This window comes from Nocardioides ultimimeridianus (genome assembly GCF_054777895.1).
Genome location: NZ_BAAHAB010000005.1, coordinates 102,364 through 120,272 on the forward strand (window position 1 = coordinate 102,364; position 17,909 = coordinate 120,272).

20 protein-coding genes are annotated in these 17,909 nt (G+C 70.3%); all 20 read right to left on the minus strand.

Annotated elements, in window-relative coordinates:
- Positions 1-41 precede the first annotated feature (41 nt).
- A complete protein-coding gene (locus ACYU8V_RS05725) occupies positions 42-809 on the minus strand; it encodes a YebC/PmpR family DNA-binding transcriptional regulator (protein WP_460845838.1) in 768 nt (255 codons plus the stop codon).
- Positions 810-852: 43 nt separating this feature from the next.
- Positions 853-1,428 carry a pyridoxal 5'-phosphate synthase glutaminase subunit PdxT gene (pdxT, locus tag ACYU8V_RS05730; RefSeq protein ID WP_460845839.1) on the minus strand — a complete coding sequence of 192 codons (576 nt, stop codon included), beginning with the start codon at positions 1,426-1,428 and terminating at the stop codon, positions 853-855.
- The gene (locus ACYU8V_RS05735; protein WP_460845840.1) at positions 1,394-2,272 is read right to left on the minus strand and encodes a S26 family signal peptidase; all 879 of its coding nucleotides are present in this window, start codon (positions 2,270-2,272) and stop codon (positions 1,394-1,396) included. The genes pdxT and ACYU8V_RS05735 overlap by 35 nt, the downstream gene beginning before the upstream one ends.
- Complete coding sequence (locus ACYU8V_RS05740) at positions 2,269-3,669, minus strand: LamG-like jellyroll fold domain-containing protein (RefSeq protein WP_460845841.1); 1,401 nt, start codon at positions 3,667-3,669, stop codon at positions 2,269-2,271. Before ACYU8V_RS05740 ends, ACYU8V_RS05735 begins: the two co-directional genes overlap by 4 nt.
- Positions 3,666-4,355 carry a hypothetical protein gene (locus tag ACYU8V_RS05745; protein ID WP_460845842.1) on the minus strand — a complete coding sequence of 230 codons (690 nt, stop codon included), beginning with the start codon at positions 4,353-4,355 and terminating at the stop codon, positions 3,666-3,668. Before ACYU8V_RS05745 ends, ACYU8V_RS05740 begins: the two co-directional genes overlap by 4 nt.
- Positions 4,356-4,365: 10 nt before the next feature.
- Positions 4,366-4,989 (minus strand): hypothetical protein, encoded by a 624-nt coding sequence (locus ACYU8V_RS05750; protein ID WP_460845843.1) that lies wholly within the window; start codon positions 4,987-4,989, stop codon positions 4,366-4,368.
- A gap of 45 nt (positions 4,990-5,034) precedes the next feature.
- On the minus strand, positions 5,035-6,480 hold the full coding sequence (locus ACYU8V_RS05755) for a signal peptidase I (RefSeq protein WP_460845844.1): 1,446 nt from the start codon (positions 6,478-6,480) through the stop codon (positions 5,035-5,037).
- The gene (locus tag ACYU8V_RS05760) at positions 6,480-7,025 is read right to left on the minus strand and encodes a SipW-dependent-type signal peptide-containing protein (RefSeq protein WP_460845845.1); all 546 of its coding nucleotides are present in this window, start codon (positions 7,023-7,025) and stop codon (positions 6,480-6,482) included. The genes ACYU8V_RS05755 and ACYU8V_RS05760 overlap by 1 nt, the downstream gene beginning before the upstream one ends.
- Positions 7,018-7,722, minus strand: coding sequence for a hypothetical protein (locus tag ACYU8V_RS05765; RefSeq protein ID WP_460845846.1), 705 nt, complete (start codon positions 7,720-7,722; stop codon positions 7,018-7,020). Before ACYU8V_RS05765 ends, ACYU8V_RS05760 begins: the two co-directional genes overlap by 8 nt.
- A 37-nt stretch (positions 7,723-7,759) precedes the next feature.
- Positions 7,760-8,458 carry a signal peptidase I gene (locus ACYU8V_RS05770; protein ID WP_460845848.1) on the minus strand — a complete coding sequence of 233 codons (699 nt, stop codon included), beginning with the start codon at positions 8,456-8,458 and terminating at the stop codon, positions 7,760-7,762.
- A 19-nt stretch (positions 8,459-8,477) separates the two neighbouring features.
- A complete protein-coding gene (locus tag ACYU8V_RS05775) occupies positions 8,478-9,047 on the minus strand; it encodes an alternate-type signal peptide domain-containing protein (protein ID WP_460845849.1) in 570 nt (189 codons plus the stop codon).
- A 201-nt stretch (positions 9,048-9,248) separates the two neighbouring features.
- Entirely contained in the window at positions 9,249-10,154 is a 906-nt protein-coding gene (gene pdxS, locus ACYU8V_RS05780) for a pyridoxal 5'-phosphate synthase lyase subunit PdxS (RefSeq protein ID WP_460845850.1), read from the minus strand.
- 31 nt (positions 10,155-10,185) lie between these two features.
- Positions 10,186-10,863, minus strand: a complete 678-nt coding sequence (gene pgsA / locus ACYU8V_RS05785) for a phosphatidylinositol phosphate synthase (RefSeq protein ID WP_460845852.1) — start codon at positions 10,861-10,863, stop codon at positions 10,186-10,188.
- Positions 10,864-10,873: 10 nt separating this feature from the next.
- The gene (locus ACYU8V_RS05790) at positions 10,874-11,398 is read right to left on the minus strand and encodes an HIT family protein (protein ID WP_460845853.1); all 525 of its coding nucleotides are present in this window, start codon (positions 11,396-11,398) and stop codon (positions 10,874-10,876) included.
- Positions 11,395-12,099: a TetR/AcrR family transcriptional regulator gene (locus ACYU8V_RS05795; protein WP_460845854.1), complete on the minus strand. Its 705-nt coding sequence runs from the start codon at positions 12,097-12,099 to the stop codon at positions 11,395-11,397. Before ACYU8V_RS05795 ends, ACYU8V_RS05790 begins: the two co-directional genes overlap by 4 nt.
- A gap of 51 nt (positions 12,100-12,150) precedes the next feature.
- Complete coding sequence (locus tag ACYU8V_RS05800) at positions 12,151-13,125, minus strand: hypothetical protein (RefSeq protein WP_460845855.1); 975 nt, start codon at positions 13,123-13,125, stop codon at positions 12,151-12,153.
- Between the two features lies 1 nt (position 13,126).
- Positions 13,127-15,109 carry a threonine--tRNA ligase gene (thrS, locus tag ACYU8V_RS05805; protein ID WP_460845857.1) on the minus strand — a complete coding sequence of 661 codons (1,983 nt, stop codon included), beginning with the start codon at positions 15,107-15,109 and terminating at the stop codon, positions 13,127-13,129.
- Between the two features lie 115 nt (positions 15,110-15,224).
- Positions 15,225-16,160, minus strand: coding sequence for a matrixin family metalloprotease (locus ACYU8V_RS05810; protein ID WP_460845858.1), 936 nt, complete (start codon positions 16,158-16,160; stop codon positions 15,225-15,227).
- Between the two features lie 143 nt (positions 16,161-16,303).
- The gene (locus tag ACYU8V_RS05815; RefSeq protein WP_460845860.1) at positions 16,304-16,816 is read right to left on the minus strand and encodes a DoxX family protein; all 513 of its coding nucleotides are present in this window, start codon (positions 16,814-16,816) and stop codon (positions 16,304-16,306) included.
- A 2-nt stretch (positions 16,817-16,818) separates the two neighbouring features.
- On the minus strand, positions 16,819-17,904 hold the full coding sequence (locus tag ACYU8V_RS05820; RefSeq protein ID WP_460845862.1) for a sterol desaturase family protein: 1,086 nt from the start codon (positions 17,902-17,904) through the stop codon (positions 16,819-16,821).
- Between the last annotated feature and the right edge of the window lie 5 nt (positions 17,905-17,909).

The following is a 17,909-nucleotide window of genomic DNA, read 5'->3' on the forward strand; positions in this document are numbered from 1 at the left end:
CGTTAGTCCGACGCGTCGGCCGGCCGACCGCGACACTCCGATCAGGCGTCGATCGAGTCCAGCACCTCGTCGGGGATGTCGGCGTTGCTGAAGACGTTCTGCACGTCGTCGAGGTCGTCGAGCACGTCGACGAGCCTCATGACCTTCTCGGCCGTGGCGACGTCGCCGACCGGGATGTCCATCGACGCGACGAACTCGACGTCGGCGGAGTCGTAGTCGAGGCCGGCGTCCTGGATCGCCGTACGCACCGCGACGACGTCGGTCGCCTCGGACTGGACCTGCCAGGACTCACCGAGGTCGTTGACCTCCTCGGCACCGGCGTCGAGGGTCGCCTCCAGCACGTCGTCCTCCGAGACGTCCTTCCCGTCCTGCGACTTCGCGACGACGACGACGCCCTTGCGGGTGAAGAGACGCGAGACCGAGCCGGGGTCGGCCATGGTGCCGCCGTTACGGGACACCGCGGTGCGGACCTCCATCGCGGCGCGGTTCTTGTTGTCGGTCAGGCACTCGACGAGCAGCGCGACACCGGACGGGCCGTAGACCTCGTACATGATCGTGTCGTAGGCGACCGCGTCACCCGAGAGGCCGGCACCGCGCTTGATGGCGCGATCGATGTTGTCGTTGGGAACAGAGGACTTCTTGGCCTTCTGGACGGCGTCGACGAGCGCCGGGTTGCCCGCGAGGTCGGCGCCGCCGGCCTTGGCCGCGATCTCGACGACCTTGATCAGCTTCGCGAAGCTCTTGGCCCGCTTGGCGTCGATCGCAGCCTTCTTGTGCTTGGTGGTTGCCCACTTGGAGTGGCCAGACATTTCCGTTCCCTACTTCCCTACCCGTACGACGATCCCAGCGATCCTATCCAGCCACCAGGTCGAGGAAGATTCGGTGGATCCTGCCGTCGCCGTCGACCTCGGGGTGGAAGGACGTGGCCAACAGGTGCCCCTGGCGTACGGCGACCGGGTGATCCATCGCGGTCGCCAGCACCTCGACGTCCGGCCCGGTCTGCTCGACCCAGGGCGCACGGATGAACACCGCGTGCACCGGGTCGTCCAGCCCCACGACGGTCAGGGAGTCCTCGAAGGAGTCCACCTGCCGGCCGAAGGCGTTGCGCCGCACCGTCACGTCCAGGCCGCCGATGGTCTCCTGGTCGGGCGTGCCGCCGACGATCCGGTCGGCGAGCATGATCATCCCGGCACAGGTGCCGAAGGTCGGCATGCCACCACGGACCCGCTCGCGCAGCGGCTCGAGGAGGTCGAAGGCGCGCGCGAGCTTCCACATGGTCGTGGACTCGCCGCCCGGCAGCACCAGCCCGTCGCAGCGCTCGAGCTCGGCGGGGCGGCGCACGGTGAAGGCGTCGGCACCGAGGGCGGTCAACGCCACGAGGTGCTCGCGGACGTCACCTTGCAGGGCGAAGACTCCGATCGAGGGCACGATCGGCCATTCTATGAGTGGGTCCGCGCCTCGGCGTGGCCCGGTCCGGCTGCCCGATCACGAGCGTCCAAAGCGCGGGCAGGAAGCAGACGGCCACGATCGCGAGCCACCACCACGGGGGCAGGTGCGGGTGCACCGCGACGCCGTACCGCCCGCTGGGATCCTTCTGGGTGATCGTCACCGAGCCGACCTGGCCGTCGCGCAGGTCGACGTGCGCGCCGCGGTAGGCCTGCAGCCGGATCGGGGCCAGTCCGGTCGAGACGTACGTCGCCCGCGCCCCGCCCGGCGCCTCGCCGAAGCCGAGCTGCTCGGCCCGGATCAGCGGCCGGTAGACGACGATCGCGACGCTCAGCAGCAGCGCTCCCCCGACGATCGCGACCGGCGCGCGCCAGCTGCGGTCGCGGACCGACCACACCAGCACCCACAGCACCAGCCCGCCGCCGAGGAGGACCGGTGCGGCGACGATCAGCCAGCCCACGCCCTTCCACCGCAGGACGACCTTCCCGACCAGGTCGCCGCGGGTCAGCCGCCACGGGTCGCGTGCCGTGATCTCGCCCTGGGTCTGGATCGTGCCGTCGGCGTCGACGACCGCCACCCGGTGGCTGTAGGTGAGGTCGGGGTGCCCGGGCGGGTGGAAGGTGATGAAGTCCCCCGGCCGCAACGTCTCGAAGGATGCCGGCTCCACCCACAGCAGCGTGTTGACCGGCGCCACGGTGCCCATGGACGCGGTCTCGACGCGCTCCCACCGGCCGCCGGTCAGGCGCCACCCGCCCGCCGTGGCGACGGCGCCGACGAGTACGGCGAGCAGCAGCCAGTGCGCGAGGGTGAGGAGTCGCCGGCTCATCCGAGGAACACGTCCCTCGGATCGCCCGACCACTGCATCGCCATCGTCCACGCCGTCGCCGGGCTGGTCCCGTAGGTGAAGGTCAGCGGCACGTAGAGGTGCAGCCCCGCGATGTCGTTGCTGTAGCCGCCCGCCTTCGAGGTGCTGACCGTCAGGCTCTGCGTCGCCCCTGCCGCGGGCGCTGCGATCGATCTGCTGCCGCCGCTGACGAAGGCGTTGAGGGTCATCGAGGCCACGCTGGCCGTGGGGTTGGTGAAGGCGAGCGCGACGTTCACCTGGCCGCACGGGTCGGTCATCGGGCTGGGCAGCACGCCGGCGTACGTCGTGATGCCGTCGTCGCCCAGCATCCAGATCGATGCCGTGCCGCCGATCCCCGCGAGCGACGTCCGGTACGCCGTCGCCGACGCGCTCGCGTAGAGCGTGCTCACCTGGCCGGCGGTGAGCACCGCCGACTGGTTGACGAAGCCGCCCGCCAGCGTGCCGTGGAAGTACGCCGACGTCGGCGCGGTCAGGTTGGTGAAGTCGGCCCAGCCCAGGTGCCAGATGCCGGTGGTGCTGGTGAGCAGGGTCAGGCCGGATGCGCTCTTCACCAGCGCACCGTCGACGTACAGGCTCACCGTCTTGGTCAGCGTGATGACACCGGTCGTGTCGACGGTCAGCACCACCAGGTGCCAGCCCGAGGAGTACGCCGCCGGGCTGGTCCCGGTGACGTTGAGCCCGAGCGTCCCGTTGGCGGAGAAGCTCACGTGGCCGGTCGTGTCCAGCCAGACCATCGGGTTGCCGGTGGCCGAGGTCGCGTTCGAGTAGCTGGCGTCGAGGCTGATCAGCCCGCCGCCCTGGGCGTCGGACGCCTTGAACCACACCCCGATGCTGTAGCTGTTCGACAGCAGCCCGAGCAGCCCGCTGCCCGACGTACCGACCAGGTCGGTGGCGTAGCCCGAGCCGCTGAAGCCCGCCGCCGTGGCGCTCCCCCACGGGTCGGCCTGCTGGAAGGCGACGGCGTTGCGGGGCATCAGCGGGTCGCTCGCCTGCTGGTTGTTGAGGAAGCGGACCGGGGCGCAGGACGACGCGGCCAGGCTCTGGGTGATCGCGGCCCCGCTGTTGTTGGTGATCGAGTCCGACAGGGTCCCGGCCGGGCTCGTGGCCGGCGCGAGCGCGACCGCACACGGCACGGTCGACATCCGCGGGCCACCCACGCAGGGACCGCCGGTGTAGGCGTGGGTCACCGCGAGCGTGCCCATCGCCGCGCTGTCGGTGCCGTTGGTCACCGAGCCGGCGACCCAGCCGGAGAAGGTGGTCGAGGTTCCCCAGGTCAGCCCGGCGAGCGCGACCGCCGCCGTCGCGGCGATCCAGCGGCCCGGCGCGCGGTGCCGCCGCCGGTGCCGGCCCCGGCTCATTTGTTCAGGGTCCAGCTCAGGGGTTGGCTCAGCGTGAGGCCCTGGTCCAGGACCGAGGCGTTGGTGGGCAGCGCCACGGTGATCCGGCAGGTCGCCGACGCTCCGGAGGCCAGCCCGGCCGCGTGGGTCAGGGTGCCCATGCTGTTGACGGCGCCCGCCGCGTAGACCAGGTCGGTCCAGGCCGAGCCGGCCGCGTAGGTCGCGCCGTTCGAGCAGCTGACCGCCACCGTCAGGTCGGTGGTGCACAGGTTGTTCGGGGTGGGCGTCCCGCTGGACGGGGTGGAGGAGCAGGTGCCGGGCGTCAGCACGAAGCTGGTCGCGTTCGCGGCGCCGAGATTGGTGAAGACGACATCGGTCGACTGGCTGGAGTTGGGGCTCAGCGGGGAGGTCGTGCCGCCGTACTTGTTGATGGTGGTGCAGGTGGCGGAGTTGCTCGCCGCGTCACTCGAGCGGCAGGTCTGCGAGACGTGTCCGGCCGTGCCGTCGGGGCCGACCTCCTGGAGGATCACGGCGGTCGCCGTGGCCACGGTGTTGGTGGTGTTGGAGAGCACCGCGGTGGTCCAGTCCGACAGCGTGCCGTTGACGCTGAGGGTCAGCAGGGCGGCTGCGACGGCGCAGGCGCCGAGCAGCAGGCTGCGCGGACCGGGACGGCGCCTGCGCCTGCGTCGTGCTGCGTGCTGTGCCATGACCCGTCCCTCAGCTCAGCGTCCAGACCAGGGGCTGGGTGGCGACCTGGCCGGCGATCTGCGGGTTCGCGTCCGACGGGACGGTCACGTCGAAGGTGCAGTCGGTCGAGGTGTTCTTCGGCAGCGTCACGACGACGGTGGCGCTCGCGAAGGACGACAGGATCACGGGCGTGGCCGTCGTGTCGAGCGCGCTCGGCGCCGTGCATGCGACGGTCACCTGCGCGACGTCGCAGATGCTCACCGAGGCGGTGACGCTCCCACCGGTGCTGACGCAGGTCCCGGGCGCCAGGTCGAGCTTGCCGCTGGTGGTGCCGGTGTTCTTGAGCGTCACGGTGACGCTCTGGTCGTCACCGGGCGCGAGCGGGGTAGCGATGCCGCCGTACTTGTCGATCGTGGAGCAGGTGAAGCTGTTCCCGACGCCCCCGCTGTCGGTCGAGTTGCAGACCGCGCTGTTGGGGCCGGACTCCTGCAGGATCAGCGAGTCGGCTGCCTGCACGGTGTTGGTGTCGTTGGTGATGATCGCCCGGGTCCAGCTGGACAGCGTGCCGCTGACCCCGAGGATCAGCAGTACCGCGGCCAGCCCGCCGCTGATCCAGATCAGCGGCGCGACGCGGCGTCGGCGGTGGGACTTCATGCCCACCTATCGGCACCCTGAGGTCCCGGTTGAGGCTTCAGCGTGCTACTTGAGGGTGAAGCCGATGCTCACCGTCTGCAGGTTGCCCGCGAGGTCCTTCACCCGCCAGGTCAGCGTGTAGCTGAACGTGGTGCTGCCGTTCCCGAGCAGGCTCGGGTCGATCGGTCCGCTGTAGATGACGTTCGGGAAGGTCGCGTTGGTGTTGGTCGCACTGACCGAGCAGCTCGAGCCGGCGACGAAGGCGGTGCCGTTCCAGCAGGTGTTCGAGGTCGTGTTGACCAGCGTGAAGGTCGTCGCGCTCACGTCCACACCCACGCCGCCCGGATCGGTCGCCGTCACGCAGACGACGCTGTCGGCGGCGGTGCACGCCTGGCGCCAGGAGTTCGTGCCGCTGTTGCTCGATGCGTACCGGACGCCGGCCACCGGGCCCGAGGCGCTGATCGTCGGCGCGGTGTTGTCGGTGGCGAAGGTGGTGACGAGCGAGGTCGTGTTGCCCGCCCCGTCGGTCGCGACGTAGGTGGCCTGGTAGACGCCCACGGTCATCGCCGCCGCGGTGAGGCCCGACGTGCGGTACTGGCTGCCGGAGTTCACGACCATCGTCTGGGCCGCGCACCCGGTGCCGCTCACGAACGAGGTCCCGTTCCAGCACTCGTTGGTGTTCGTGCGGACGAGCTTGACCGTCACCGTGCTGAGGTTCGAGCCCCCGGTGTCGGTCGCGCTCACGCAGAGCTGGCTGGTCGCCGAGCACGTGCTCAGCGACGCCCACGAGGAGGCCTTGGCGCCGTTGGCGGGCAGCGGGTTGGTCAGGACCGGGGCGGTCGTGTCCACCGGGCCCGCGACCGTGGCGGTCGTCGTGAGGCTCGCCGAGTCGGTCCAGTACGCCGAGGTGAACGCCCACGGCGCCGCGCCGCTCGCGCCGGCCAGACCGCCGACGGCGAGGACGGACACCACGCCGACCGGGATCAGGGTGCGGGTACGCCGGCGGGCCGGGCCGCCCGGCGTACCACTGCTCGAGCCGAAGCCGAGGAACAGCAGCCCGATGACGGCGGCCGCGGTGACGGCCACTCCGTACGGGCTGGCTGCGGCGTTGAGGACGTAGCCGGCGTACGGGATGCCGAAGGAGACCCGCGGGACCGCACCGACCAGGTAGCTCTGGTCGTCGGGTACGTCGTTGGTGTCGCCCTGCAGCGTGAGCGCGGCCAGGTCGGCATGCGGCTCGATCGCGACGATGCGGTGCGTGACCCGCACGCCCTGGTCGTTGACGACGCTGACGACGTCACCGATCCGCAGGTCGGTGACCGGCACCTCGTGCGCCACACCGAGCGAGCCGACGGGGTACGCCGGGCTCATCGACCCTGAGGCGAAGACCAGCGGCGTCACGTGCAGGACCCAGCCCAGCAGCAGGGCGATCGCGCAGAGTGCGCCGAGGACCCCACCGGTCCACAGCGCCGCTTCGCGGGCGATCCGCCTGGTCGTCGTCAGTGCAGTCATCATGGCTTCTGGGTCGCGGGGAAGGTGAAGGTGACGGTCGACGTCGAGCCGGGGGCGACGGTGGCCGTGCTGGGGAGCGTCACCTGGATGCACACGTTGGCCGCTCCGCCCTGCGCGAGGTCGGCTCCGGCCGGCTGGTTGAAGCCGTTCAACGCGGCCCCGGCGCTGCCGACCAGCGTTCCTCCGGTGCAGGTGCTGCCGCTCACCGACCCGCCCACGCGGACGGTCGTGGTGAGGGCGGACCCGAGCGTGTTCGTCGCCGAGGCCTTGATCCGGTAGGAGAACGCGACGGCACCGGTGGAGGTGTTCGACACCGGGAACAGCGACGCTGCGCTCGATCCTGCGGTCATGCCGCTCAGGTTCAGCGACGTGGACCCGAGCACGATGTGCATCGTGCCGGTGGTGAAGCTCGTCCCGGTGACGGTCTTCTTCGTGGTCCAGTACGCCGAGGTCGCGACGGCTCCGGTCCCGAGGAGCAGGCCCGTCGCGAGCAGGGCGCGCGTCCGGCCGTGGCCGAACCACCGGCGCTGCGGGCGCTCAGTCATCCCTGGCCTCCCGCCGACGCCGGGGCGCCACCAGCGCGATGCCCGAGCCGATGAGACCGGCGGCGATCCAGATCCACATCATCGTGATCGGCGAGCCGGTGTTCGGCAGCCCGCCGCCGTTGCCGACGTTGATCCCCTTGACCTGTCCCCCGCCGTTGCCGTTGCCGTCGCCGTTCCCATTGCCGTTCCCATTGCCGCCGTGGCCGGTGTTGATGCCCTTGACGTCGCCCTGGAACATCAAGATCCGCAGCCGGAACGCCGCCGCCAGGTCCATCTGGGCGGTGGTCGACGCCAGCAGCGTCACCTTCACCGTCACGCTGCTCGTGGCGTTCCGGGCGATCTTGAGCACGGCCGGCAGGACGCGGGTACGACCGACCCGAAGGCTGGTCCACGCGCCGGAGCCGACCCGCGCGGCGATGACCAGCGATCCCGAGGCGAGCAGGTGCTGGGCATCGGTCGAGAAGGCGTTGATCGTCATCTGTCCGTTGGTAGGCCCCTGGTTGCGGACGTAGAACGTCGACTGCTCGGACTCGCCGGGCACCAGGTGCAGGCTCGCGGGGAACAGCGGCGATGCCAGCGCCGAGGACCAGTGCACGCCGTCGCTGCTCAGTCCCAGCTCGTTGTCCGCGTGCGCCGGCGCAGCCGCGACGAGCGCCACGAGGGCGATCGTCAGGCTGACGACGAAGCTGCGGATCATCGGTGGGACTCCTCGATGTCGTTGGTGAGGGGGAGGATCAGGTGGTTGATCGGCGTCGAGATCTGTTGATGAAGCCGGCGACCACCATGAATGCTGCGGCTCCGCCGCCGACGAGCAGCAGCGGCACCGCGTCCGGGGGCCGCGGGACGTAGGGACCGCGGACCGGTGTCGTGCTCCCCGTGGCTGCGACCGGCTCGAGCCGTGCGGGCTGTTCCGGCCTTCGCCGCCGATCGCGCATGGCGCCGACGAACATGAAGGCGGCGTACCCGATCAGCAGGGCCGAGACGACCCAGACGGCGATCTGCCGCTGGCCGCCACTGAGAGCGTTGTTGAGATATCCGAGGTACGGCACCGCGTACCAGAGCTTGCCCTTGATCTGTACCGGGAGGACCGGCCTCGGATCAGGAGCATCGTTGGCGTCGCCCTTGAACGTGAACACCCGGTCCCCGCTGAGGTTGACGCCCACCGCGAGGATGCGGTGCGTCGCCACCTCCGGCTCGCCCGAGGTGATCTGGTACGTCGCCACGTCACCTGTCTGCAGGTCGTCGGTGTCGGTCGGCTTGACCACCACCAACGTCCCGGGCGGGTAGTGCGGCCGCATGGACCCGGTGAGCACGGTGTAGGGCGTGGCGCCGGCGAGTCGAGGTACGAAGACCGCGACCGCCAGCGCCACGACCACACCGAGGATCACCAGCCAGGCGAAGACCTGCCCCAGCCAGCCGAGAGTAGTGCGCACCGGCAGACGTCGACGCGGATCAGTGGCTGTTCTGGACCAGGGAGACGGTGATGTCGTTGAGCGACGCCGCCTTGTCCTGGGTCGCGTTGCCGTTGGTGCCGTCGGTCGAGGAGGGCGTCGAGTCGGCGGTGCCGTAGGGGAAGCTGACCGTGATGGTGGCGCTCAGGGTCTTGCCGTTGTCGGCGGACGTGACCGTCGCCGGCGCCGAGGTGCTCAGCGCGGTGCCGCCCAGGCTGTAGGCCGAGGTGACGGGCAGCGAGACGTTCGCGGCGCTCGCGAGGGTGCCGGTCGCGGCCACAGCGGCCGGGGTCGTCAGCGTCGCCGCGAGGTGGCTGCCGGAAGCGCTCAGCGTGTAGGTGCAGACGTTGCTGATGGAGTCGCCGGGGACGAGCTTCTGGCTGGCGAGGGCCGTGCCGTCGTCCAGCTTCCAGCCGCCGCAGCTGACCAGGTCGAGCGACATGTGGCCGGTGCTGATGCTGGTGCCGGCAACCGTGGCCGTGCTGGTCCAGTAGGCCAGCGTGCCCGCGCCGCCCATCAGCAGAACGGCGGCGCCGCCGGCAGCGATCGCGCCCTTGGTGGTCTTCTTCATGGAGGTCTCCGTCTCCGCCGGCCCGAGCCGGCGACGTGTCGTGGCGATGCCGGTGCGGCATCCGTTGCGCCAACGACGCTAAGGGAGACGGGCTAGTCCATGTAGCGAAATCGAGGACTTGATCCCGAAGGTAAAGGGACTATCGACCGAAGGGACCCGGGACATGGTCCCGATGGACTACGGGACCCGGCCCCCTTGGACCTACCAGCCGCGCTCGGCGAGCCGGTGGGGCTGAGGGATCTCGTCCACGTTGATCCCCACCATCGCCTCACCCAGACCCCGCGACACCTTCGCGATCACATCCGGGTCATCGAAGAACGTCGTCGCCTTCACGATCGCCTCCGCACGCTGCGCCGGATTGCCCGACTTGAAGATCCCCGAACCCACGAACACACCCTCAGCACCCAACTGCATCATCATCGCGGCGTCGGCGGGGGTGGCGATGCCACCCGCAGTGAACAGCACGACGGGAAGCTTGCCGGTGGACGCAACCTCCCTGACCAGCTCGTACGGCGCCTGCAACTCCTTCGCCGCCACATACAGCTCATCCTCAGACAGGACGGTCAGGCGACGGATCTGAGCCCGCAACGTCCGCATGTGACCCACCGCGTTCGAGGCATCACCCGTCCCGGCCTCACCCTTGGAACGGATCATCGCCGCCCCCTCGGTGATCCGCCGCAACGCCTCACCCAGATTCGTCGCACCACACACGAACGGCACCGTGAACGCCCACTTGTCGATGTGGTTGGCATAGTCGACCGGCGTCAACACCTCGGACTCATCGATGTAGTCCACACCCAGCGACTGCAGCACCTGGGCCTCCACGAAGTGCCCGATCCGCGCCTTGGCCATCACCGGGATCGAGACAGCCTCGATGATCGAGTCGATCATGTCCGGATCCGAGGCCCGCGAGACACCACCCTGAGCCCGGATGTCGGCCGGCACCCGCTCCAACGCCATCACCGCGACCGCACCCGCATCCTCAGCGATCCGAGCCTGCTCAGCAGTGACCACATCCATGATCACCCCACCCTTGAGCATCTCCGCCATCCCCCGCTTCACGCGAGAGGTACCGGTGCCGGACTGCGGGTTCTGCTGGTCGCTCATGGGACCGATCCTACGGCGCGCGCCCGCGGCGTCACGCCTCGGGTTCGGCCTCCGGGATCGCCGCCTCGGCAGCCTCGGTGACGGCCGCGAGACGCAGCTCGGTGTCGCGGGCCACGCACTGCCGGTAGACCTTCAGGATGCGGAAGAACACCGTGTACGTCGATGCCGCGGCGAGCGCCCAGAGCGTGATGTACATCAGGATCGGCAGGCCGAACAAGGCACCCAAACCGGTCATCACCAGGGTCGAGACCAGCCGGTCGGCACGCTCGGCGAGACCGCCCTTCGCATCCATCCCGAGCGACTCGGCCTTGGCCCGCGCGTACGAGGTCACGTTGCCCGTGACGAGCAGGTACAGGGTGAGGCAGAGGTAGAGCCAGTTGTCGTCGGGGCCGGCGAAGTACAGCGCCAGGCCACCGAAGATGGCGGCGTCCCCGACCCGGTCGAGCGTGGAGTCCCAGAACGAGCCGAAGGTGGACACCTGGCCCGTCGTACGCGCCATGTAGCCGTCGATCAGGTCGCTGAAGACGAACGCGGTGATGACCAGGACACCGGTGAGCAGGTGGCCGGTGGGGAAGAAGATCAGAGCACCCGCGGAGACGCCCACGGTGCCGACGAAGGTGACCATGTTCGGGGTCACCCCGAGCCGGATCAGCAGGTGGGCGACGGGAGCCCAGATCTTGGTCCAGGTAGCGCGGAACCGTTCGAGCACCTGCCGAACGCTACCGTTCCCAGGCGCCGATCAGCAGATCGCGGGTGTCCTCCAGGACCTGGGGCAGGGTCTTGGTCCCGCCCACCACGGTCATGAAGTTGGCGTCGCCGGTCCACCTCGGCACGACGTGCTGGTGCAGGTGGGAGGACAGCGAGCCGCCGGCGGCCGCACCCAGGTTCAGCCCGACGTTGAAGGCGTCGGGCGAGGAGACCCGCCGGATCGCCACCAGCGCGGCCCGGGTGAGCGCGGTCAGCTCGTCGGCCTCGGTGTCGTCGAGGTCGGTCAGGTCGGGCACGTGCCGGTACGGCAGCACCATCAGATGGCCCGGGTTGTACGGGTAGAGGTTCAGCACCACGAAGCAGGTGCTCCCCCGGTGCACCACCAGCGAGTCGTCGGTCGAGGTGGCCGGGTCGGCGGTGATCCGGCAGAACGGGCACACCGGCTTGGCAGGGACCTCGTCGGCCTTCTCCTCGCCGCGCACGTAGGCCATCCGGTACGGCGCCCACAGCCGCTCCAGGCCGTCCGGGTCGGTCATTCGGCCCCACTCAGCGGGGTGAGCAGCTCAGCGACGGGCAGGTCCGGCAGGCTGATGCCCCGCGACAGCGCCATGCCGTTGATCTGGACCCACACCACCTCGGCCATCATGGCGATGAAGTCGTCGACGGCCGGGACGCGCTCGGCCCGCCCGAGCCAACGGCGTACGCCGGCGAAGACACCGCCGATCATCGCGAACACCCAGGGCTCGAGGCCGGCCATGTCGTTCTCGTTCAGCTCCGCGCCCAGCGCCGCCACCACCACGCCGATGATGTCCTCGACGCCCGCGGCGATCTGCTCCATCGCCTCGGCGATGGGGCTCGGCCCCCAGTCGGCCAGGTCGCGGTCGGCGAACCAGAACAGCGTGGGCTGCTCGACGGTCCACCGCACGAAGCCCTCGATGACGTTGGCGACGATCTGCTCGGGCGTGCCGTCGATGGTGAGCGCGGAGAGCAGGACCAGCCCGATCCGGTCGCAGATCGTGCGCTGCACCGCGCGGTCGAGGTCGGCGCGGTCCTCGAAGTGCCGGTAGATGACGGTCCGGCTCAGGCCCGCCTCGTCGGCGACGGCCTGCACCTGCATCTCATCACCGGGCGACTGGCGCTGCAGCACCGCGATCGCGGCCTGGACGATGAGCTGGCGGCGCTGCTCGTTGTGCTCCTGCCAGCGCACCTGCCGCCCGTCGGGCTTCGCTTCCGCCATCGACCTCTCCGCTCCGACCATCGCTCTACTCGTCGTCCCGACCCGGATCGGTCAGGTCTGATGGAACCACGTGCTGAGATCGGCGGCGACCCCCGGGCACACGATGTCGCGGTCGCGGCGCTGCTCGACCCACTGGCCGAGGATCGCGGGGCCGCCCTGGATGGACCAGTCCGCACCGCAGCGGTTCACCGCCTCGGTCGAGGACGTCTGACCGGCCGCGCGCCACTCCGGGACGTCGGCGCCGAGCGTCAGCCCGCCGACGATGCCGGCCCAGATGGTGGGCGTGCCGTAGACGCCGACCTGGTAGCCGGCGTCGCGGTAGCCCTTCGCGGCCCCCTGCACGACGGCGGCGTTCTTCTGCGTGTTGTTCCGGGGCCAGTCGAAGTCGGGCACGCTCTCGATGTCGAGCCACACGATGGGCGTGGCCAGCCCGGCCAGCCCCATCGAGCCTACGTTGTACGTCGCCTGCTGGTAGCCGACGTTGCGCAGCTGCCCGAGCTCGGTCGAGGCGTCGTACGGGCCGTCGGCGCCGTACTTGTGCAGGTCCGCGGCGCTCGGATAGGTCACCACCGAGTAGGCCGCGAGGTTGAGCCGGTGGATCTTCACCCACTGCACCTGCGACTTCAGGCAGGGGTTGCGCACGAAGCCCGGCCCGTTGGTGAGCCCGACGATGACGAACGACGCGTCGGGGAGCGGCATCGGCTGGCCGCTGGACCGCTTCTGCGGGATGCCCATGCCGGGCGAGCACTGCGGCCAGCTGACGTCACCGCCGGTCGTCGCGCCGGGGTCGAGGCCGGTGGGCCCGGCGGAGGTCGGCACGCTCGTCTGGTTGGCGAGCGACTGGGCCATCGAGGCCAGGGCGCCGGCGTCGGTGGGCACGTCCTGCCCGCCGGGCGCGGCGGACCGCACGGCCTGGGTGGCCTGCTGGGTCGACCGTCCCTGGGGCTTGGCCCCGTCGCTCCCGCCCGACGTGCCGCAGCCGCCGAGCAGCAGCGCGGCCGCCCCCAGAGCCAGCGCGCGCCTCATCTCAGACCTGCTCGCGGGACTGCACCGCCGCGACGACGCGCTCGATCGCCTCGGCGATCGGCACGCCGTTGTCCTGCCGGCCGTCCCGGTAGCGGAAGCTGACCGCGCCGGCCTCCACGTCGGCGTCGCCGGCGATGACCATGAACGGCACCTTCTGCAGCTGCGCGTTGCGGATCTTCTTCTGCATCCGGTCGTCGGAGTCGTCGATCTCGACCCGGATGCCGTGCTTGCGCAGCTGGCCCGCGACCTCGTACAGGTAGTCCACGTGGCGCTCGGCGATCGGGATGCCCTGCACCTGGACCGGAGCGAGCCACGGAGGGAAGGCACCCGCGTAGTGCTCGACCAGGACGCCGAGGAAGCGCTCGATCGATCCGAACTTCGCGGAGTGGATCATCACCGGCTGCTGCTTGGAGCCGTCCGGGGCGGTGTACTCCAGGCCGAAGCGGGCCGGCTGGTTGAAGTCGTACTGCACGGTGCCCATCTGCCAGGTCCGCCCGATCGCGTCCTTGGCCTGCACCGAGATCTTCGGCCCGTAGAACGCCGCGCCGCCCGGGTCGGGGACGAGCTCCAGCCCGGACGCCGTCGCGACCTGCTCCAGGATCGACGTCGCGGTGGCCCAGTCCTCCTCCGACCCGATGAACTTGTCCAGCTTCGTGTCGTCGCGGGTGGACAGCTCGAGGTAGAAGTCGTTGAGGCCGAAGTCGCGCAGCACGCTGAGCATGAAGTCGAGCAGGTGCTTGACCTCGGCCGGCGCCTGCTCGGGGGTGCAGTAGGAGTGGCTGTCGTCCTGGGCGAACCCACGGACCCGGGTCAGCCCGTGGATGACGCCGGACTTCTCGTAGCGGTAGACGCTGCCGAACTCGAACAGCCGCAAGGGCAGCTCGCGGTAGGAGCGGCCGCGGCTGCTGAAGATCAGGTTGTGCATCGGGCAGTTCATCGCCTTCAGCTGGTAGTTCGCGCCCTCGAACTCCATCGGCGGGAACATGGTGTCCGCGTAGTGCGGAAGGTGGCCGCTGGTGTGGAACAGCCCGTCCTTGCTGATGTGCGGCGTGCCGACGTACGAGAATCCCTCGTCGATGTGGCGCTGCCGGACGTAGTCCTCCATCTGGCGCTTGATGACGCCACCCTTGGGGTGGAACACCGGCAGGCCGGACCCGATCTCGTCGGGGAAGCTGAACAGGTCCAGCTCGCGGCCGAGCTTGCGGTGGTCGCGGCGCTCGGCCTCCTCGAGCCGCTCGAGGTAGGCATCGAGCTCGTCCTTGCTCGGCCAGGCGGTGCCGTAGATGCGCTGGAGCTGCTTGTTCTTCTCGTCGCCGCGCCAGTACGCCGCTGCGCTCCGCATCAGCTTGAACGCCGGGATGCGCTTGGTGGTCGGCAGGTGCGGGCCGCGGCAGAGGTCCTTCCAGGCGACCTCGTTGTTGCGGTTGAGGTTGTCGTAGATGGTGAGCTCGCCGGCGCCGACCTCGGCACCGGCGCCCTCGGCGGCGTCCGCGGCGGAGCCCTTGAGACCGATCAGCTCGACCTTGTACGGCTCGTCCGCCAGCTCGACGAGTGCGTCCTCGTCGGTGGTGACGCGCCGGGAGAACCGCTGGTTCTCCTTGATGATCTTGCGCATCGCGGTCTCGAGCTTCGCGAGGTCCTCGGGCACGAACGGGATCTCGACGTCGAAGTCGTAGTAGAACCCGTCGGTGATCGGCGGGCCGATGCCGAGCTTGGCCTCGGGGAAGACCTGCTGCACCGCCTGGGCCAGGACGTGCGCGGTCGAGTGGCGCAGGATGGCGAGCCCGTCGGCGCTGGCGATGTCGACGCCCTCGACCGTGTCGCCCTCGGCCAGCTCGTAGGAGAGGTCCTTGAGCGTGTCGCCCACGCGGGCGGCGATCACGTCGGGGGTGTCGGCGAACAGCTGCCAGGCCTTGGTCCCTGCCTCGACGCTGCGCTTCTCCTCTCCGGCAACGGTGCGGACGAGGATGTCGAGGTCGCTCACGGCGGTCACCTTCACCATTCATGGTTCAGTACGGCGGCCCCTACGGCTGGGTCGCTCTCTTGGCGATGACTCTACCGAGCGGCCCCGCGCCCGCGCGCGGGGATTGAGGAGTTGCTCAGGCCGCGCACGGCCGGCGCGCGCCCACGGCGCGGAGCCCCGCGAGGTCGCCGGCGCCGTACCGGTGGGTCCGGCGGGTGGTGTCCGGGTACATGATCTCCGACCTCGACCCGACGTGCCGCAGCCCGACGACGTGACCGAGCTCGTGGAGCATGACCTGTCCCCAGTCGACCGCGCCGCTGCTGTGGAAGCCGTGCCGCAGGTGGGCGGTGCGGTCCAGCGCCAGCTCGCCGTCGTCGTAGTAGCCCCCGTAGCCGGTGGTGCTGAGCGCACTGCCGACCTCGCTCCCGGCCAGCGACGGCACCTGGCGCGGCGTGGCCCAGGAGATGAGCAGGTCGACACCGGCCGAGGGTGCGCCGTCGCGGAAGGCGACCCGGTGCGTGGTGCCCCGGTAGGCGAAGCGGAGGCCCGTCGCCGAGGACACCTTGCGGATCGCCGCCTTCACGGTCCGCAGCGATCCCGCGTAGCCGCCGGGGGTGAACCTCCAGGTGACCACGCCGCACGGGTCCCAGTAGTTCTCGCCGACGTACCGGCCGAAGCTGGTGCTGCTCCCTTGCGGCAGGTAGGTGGTGTTCACGTCGTACATCAGGCGGTCGCTGGCGCGCACTCCCGTCGTCGGGTCGGTCGACGACACCCGGACGGTGCGGTCACCGATCCACCAGGTGGGGACCGCGACGCGATAGCCGCCGTCGATGCCGGCGACCACGGTGCGCAGGTGCTGCCAGGTGCCTCCGCGCCGCCAGGCCAGCGAGACGCGCGAGCCCGGGGCGGCCTGTCCGGTAACCGACATCCCACGGCCGACGAGGACGACGCGCTGGGAGATGCGCGCGGTCAGCGGCACCGCGGCACTCGCCGGCGCGGGCGTCAGCGCGGTCCACGGGGAGACGACGGCGAGCAGGGCGAGCACTCGGAACAGGAACGTGTTCTTCTTCATGACAGTGAGTCACGCTAACAAGAGTTTGCACTCAGTTAGCACCTGTCAGGACTGTGATGCTACTCACGCGTAATATTCAGAATGCGGCGCACCTGATTGCACGGCCCGCGATCGCGGCGGCTCCGAACGGTCGCTGGGCGGGCCTAGCCGGCGTCCGGAGCGAGCGCGCGGGCGATCCGCTCATCGACACTGAACCGGCCGGCGCCCATCACGGCCGCGGCCAGTGCCAGCCCGGCGATCGCCACGTTGAGCTGGTAGCCCGTGCCGCCACCCGTCGGGTTGAACCCCTCGGCGCCGGTGACGGTGATCGCCGCCATGACCATGTCGCCGAACAGCGCCAGCCCGGCCAGTCGCGTGCAGAGGCCGAGCGCCATCGCGAGCCCGCCGCCGAGCTCGATCAGCCCGGCCATGACGGCGAAGAGCTCCCCCGGGTGGAGGTGCGCCCCTTGGGCCATGAAGCTCGCGGTCTCGTGGAGGCCGTGCGGGCCACCGGTCCCCGGGAACGCCCCGAACAGCTTCGCGGCTCCGTAGTAGATGAAGATCCAGGCCAGCACGCCGCGCACCGCCAGGAGCGTGAGGTCGACCGCCAGACCGGTCGGCGTCGTACCGAACAACAGGCGTGCCCACCCCGCCGCGGTACGACGCTGCGCCGCCACGCTCACCACCGTGCCTCGGACGGCGCGCCGTCCGGCGAGGCCGGCGCGGGCTCCTTGACCGACGCGAGCCTCACCGGCTCGCTCATCGGCCGGAACGGTCCCAGCATCTGCGCGGCGAACACGCTGAGGTGGTGCGCGCCGTCCTCGTCCTGCTCGACGCGGAGCGGACGCTGCGCCAACCCGGTGTCGGCCCCGATCGTCTCCGGCGTGGGGAAGATCGCGCGGTGGGTGAGCTGGTCCCAGATCGTCAGCGTGAACGCGAGGTTGACGTCCTGGGCACCGGTCACCCGGTGGTGGATGCGGTGGTAGTTCGGGCTGACGAAGACCCGGTCCAGCGGCCCGAAGCTCAGGTCGGTGTTGGAATGGGCGAACGCGACCGCACCGCCGTAGAGCACGAGCAGCAGCGTCGGCAGCTCGCCGTTGGCGAGCAGCACCAGCGCCGGGACGACGGCCAGCAGGTAAGACACGTGGATCAGCGGATGGGTCCGGAACACGGTGAGGACGTTCATGTCCTCCTGCGAGTGGTGCAGCTCGTGGAAGCGCCACAGCATCCGCACCCGGTGGTTGGCCAGGTGCACCCACCAGTTGAAGAAGTCCATCCCCACCAGGATCACCAGGATCACGGCCCACCGAGGGACCACCCCGAGCTCGGGGAGGATCACCCACGGCGCCACCTGCCGGACCACGTCGGCCATCCCCAGCGTCAGGGCCGTGACGAGCGGCACCACGAGCACGACGTACAGGGCGGCGTACAGGAGGTCATGGCGATGGCCGCGGGCCACGATCGGCCGTGACTGAGCGGGGCGCACCCGCTCGGCCACCAGGAACAGCACGATCAGCGCCGAGGCGAGCGGCCCGATGGTCTCGACCCGCAGGCTGGTCATCGATCCCGCGAAGTCCGCGCCGCCCCACCGGGTCGCCTGACCGAGCCCGATCAGCAGCACCGCCACGATCGGGACGGCCAGAGCCGGGAGATAGACGCGGGCCGACACCCGCCGCCAGGTCCCCAGGCCCACCGATCGGCGGCCCGGGCGCGTCTCGGCACTCCCCCGCATCGGCACCGCGGCGCCGTACGTCTCCTGCACCATGTCCT

Coding starts and splice junctions, on each gene's coding strand:
- ACYU8V_RS05725 (WP_460845838.1), bottom strand. CDS start 809: ATGTCTGGCCACTCCAAGTGGGCAACCACCAAGCACAAGAAGGCTGCG.
- ACYU8V_RS05735 (WP_460845840.1), bottom strand. CDS start 2,272: ATGAGCCGGCGACTCCTCACCCTCGCGCACTGGCTGCTGCTCGCCGTA.
- ACYU8V_RS05740 (WP_460845841.1), bottom strand. CDS start 3,669: ATGAGCCGGGGCCGGCACCGGCGGCGGCACCGCGCGCCGGGCCGCTGG.
- ACYU8V_RS05745 (WP_460845842.1), bottom strand. CDS start 4,355: ATGGCACAGCACGCAGCACGACGCAGGCGCAGGCGCCGTCCCGGTCCG.
- ACYU8V_RS05750 (WP_460845843.1), bottom strand. CDS start 4,989: ATGAAGTCCCACCGCCGACGCCGCGTCGCGCCGCTGATCTGGATCAGC.
- ACYU8V_RS05755 (WP_460845844.1), bottom strand. CDS start 6,480: ATGACTGCACTGACGACGACCAGGCGGATCGCCCGCGAAGCGGCGCTG.
- ACYU8V_RS05760 (WP_460845845.1), bottom strand. CDS start 7,025: ATGACTGAGCGCCCGCAGCGCCGGTGGTTCGGCCACGGCCGGACGCGC.
- ACYU8V_RS05765 (WP_460845846.1), bottom strand. CDS start 7,722: ATGATCCGCAGCTTCGTCGTCAGCCTGACGATCGCCCTCGTGGCGCTC.
- ACYU8V_RS05775 (WP_460845849.1), bottom strand. CDS start 9,047: ATGAAGAAGACCACCAAGGGCGCGATCGCTGCCGGCGGCGCCGCCGTT.
- pdxS (WP_460845850.1), bottom strand. CDS start 10,154: ATGAGCGACCAGCAGAACCCGCAGTCCGGCACCGGTACCTCTCGCGTG.
- ACYU8V_RS05790 (WP_460845853.1), bottom strand. CDS start 11,398: ATGACCGACCCGGACGGCCTGGAGCGGCTGTGGGCGCCGTACCGGATG.
- ACYU8V_RS05795 (WP_460845854.1), bottom strand. CDS start 12,099: ATGGCGGAAGCGAAGCCCGACGGGCGGCAGGTGCGCTGGCAGGAGCAC.
- ACYU8V_RS05800 (WP_460845855.1), bottom strand. CDS start 13,125: ATGAGGCGCGCGCTGGCTCTGGGGGCGGCCGCGCTGCTGCTCGGCGGC.
- ACYU8V_RS05810 (WP_460845858.1), bottom strand. CDS start 16,160: ATGAAGAAGAACACGTTCCTGTTCCGAGTGCTCGCCCTGCTCGCCGTC.
- ACYU8V_RS05820 (WP_460845862.1), bottom strand. CDS start 17,904: ATGGTGCAGGAGACGTACGGCGCCGCGGTGCCGATGCGGGGGAGTGCC.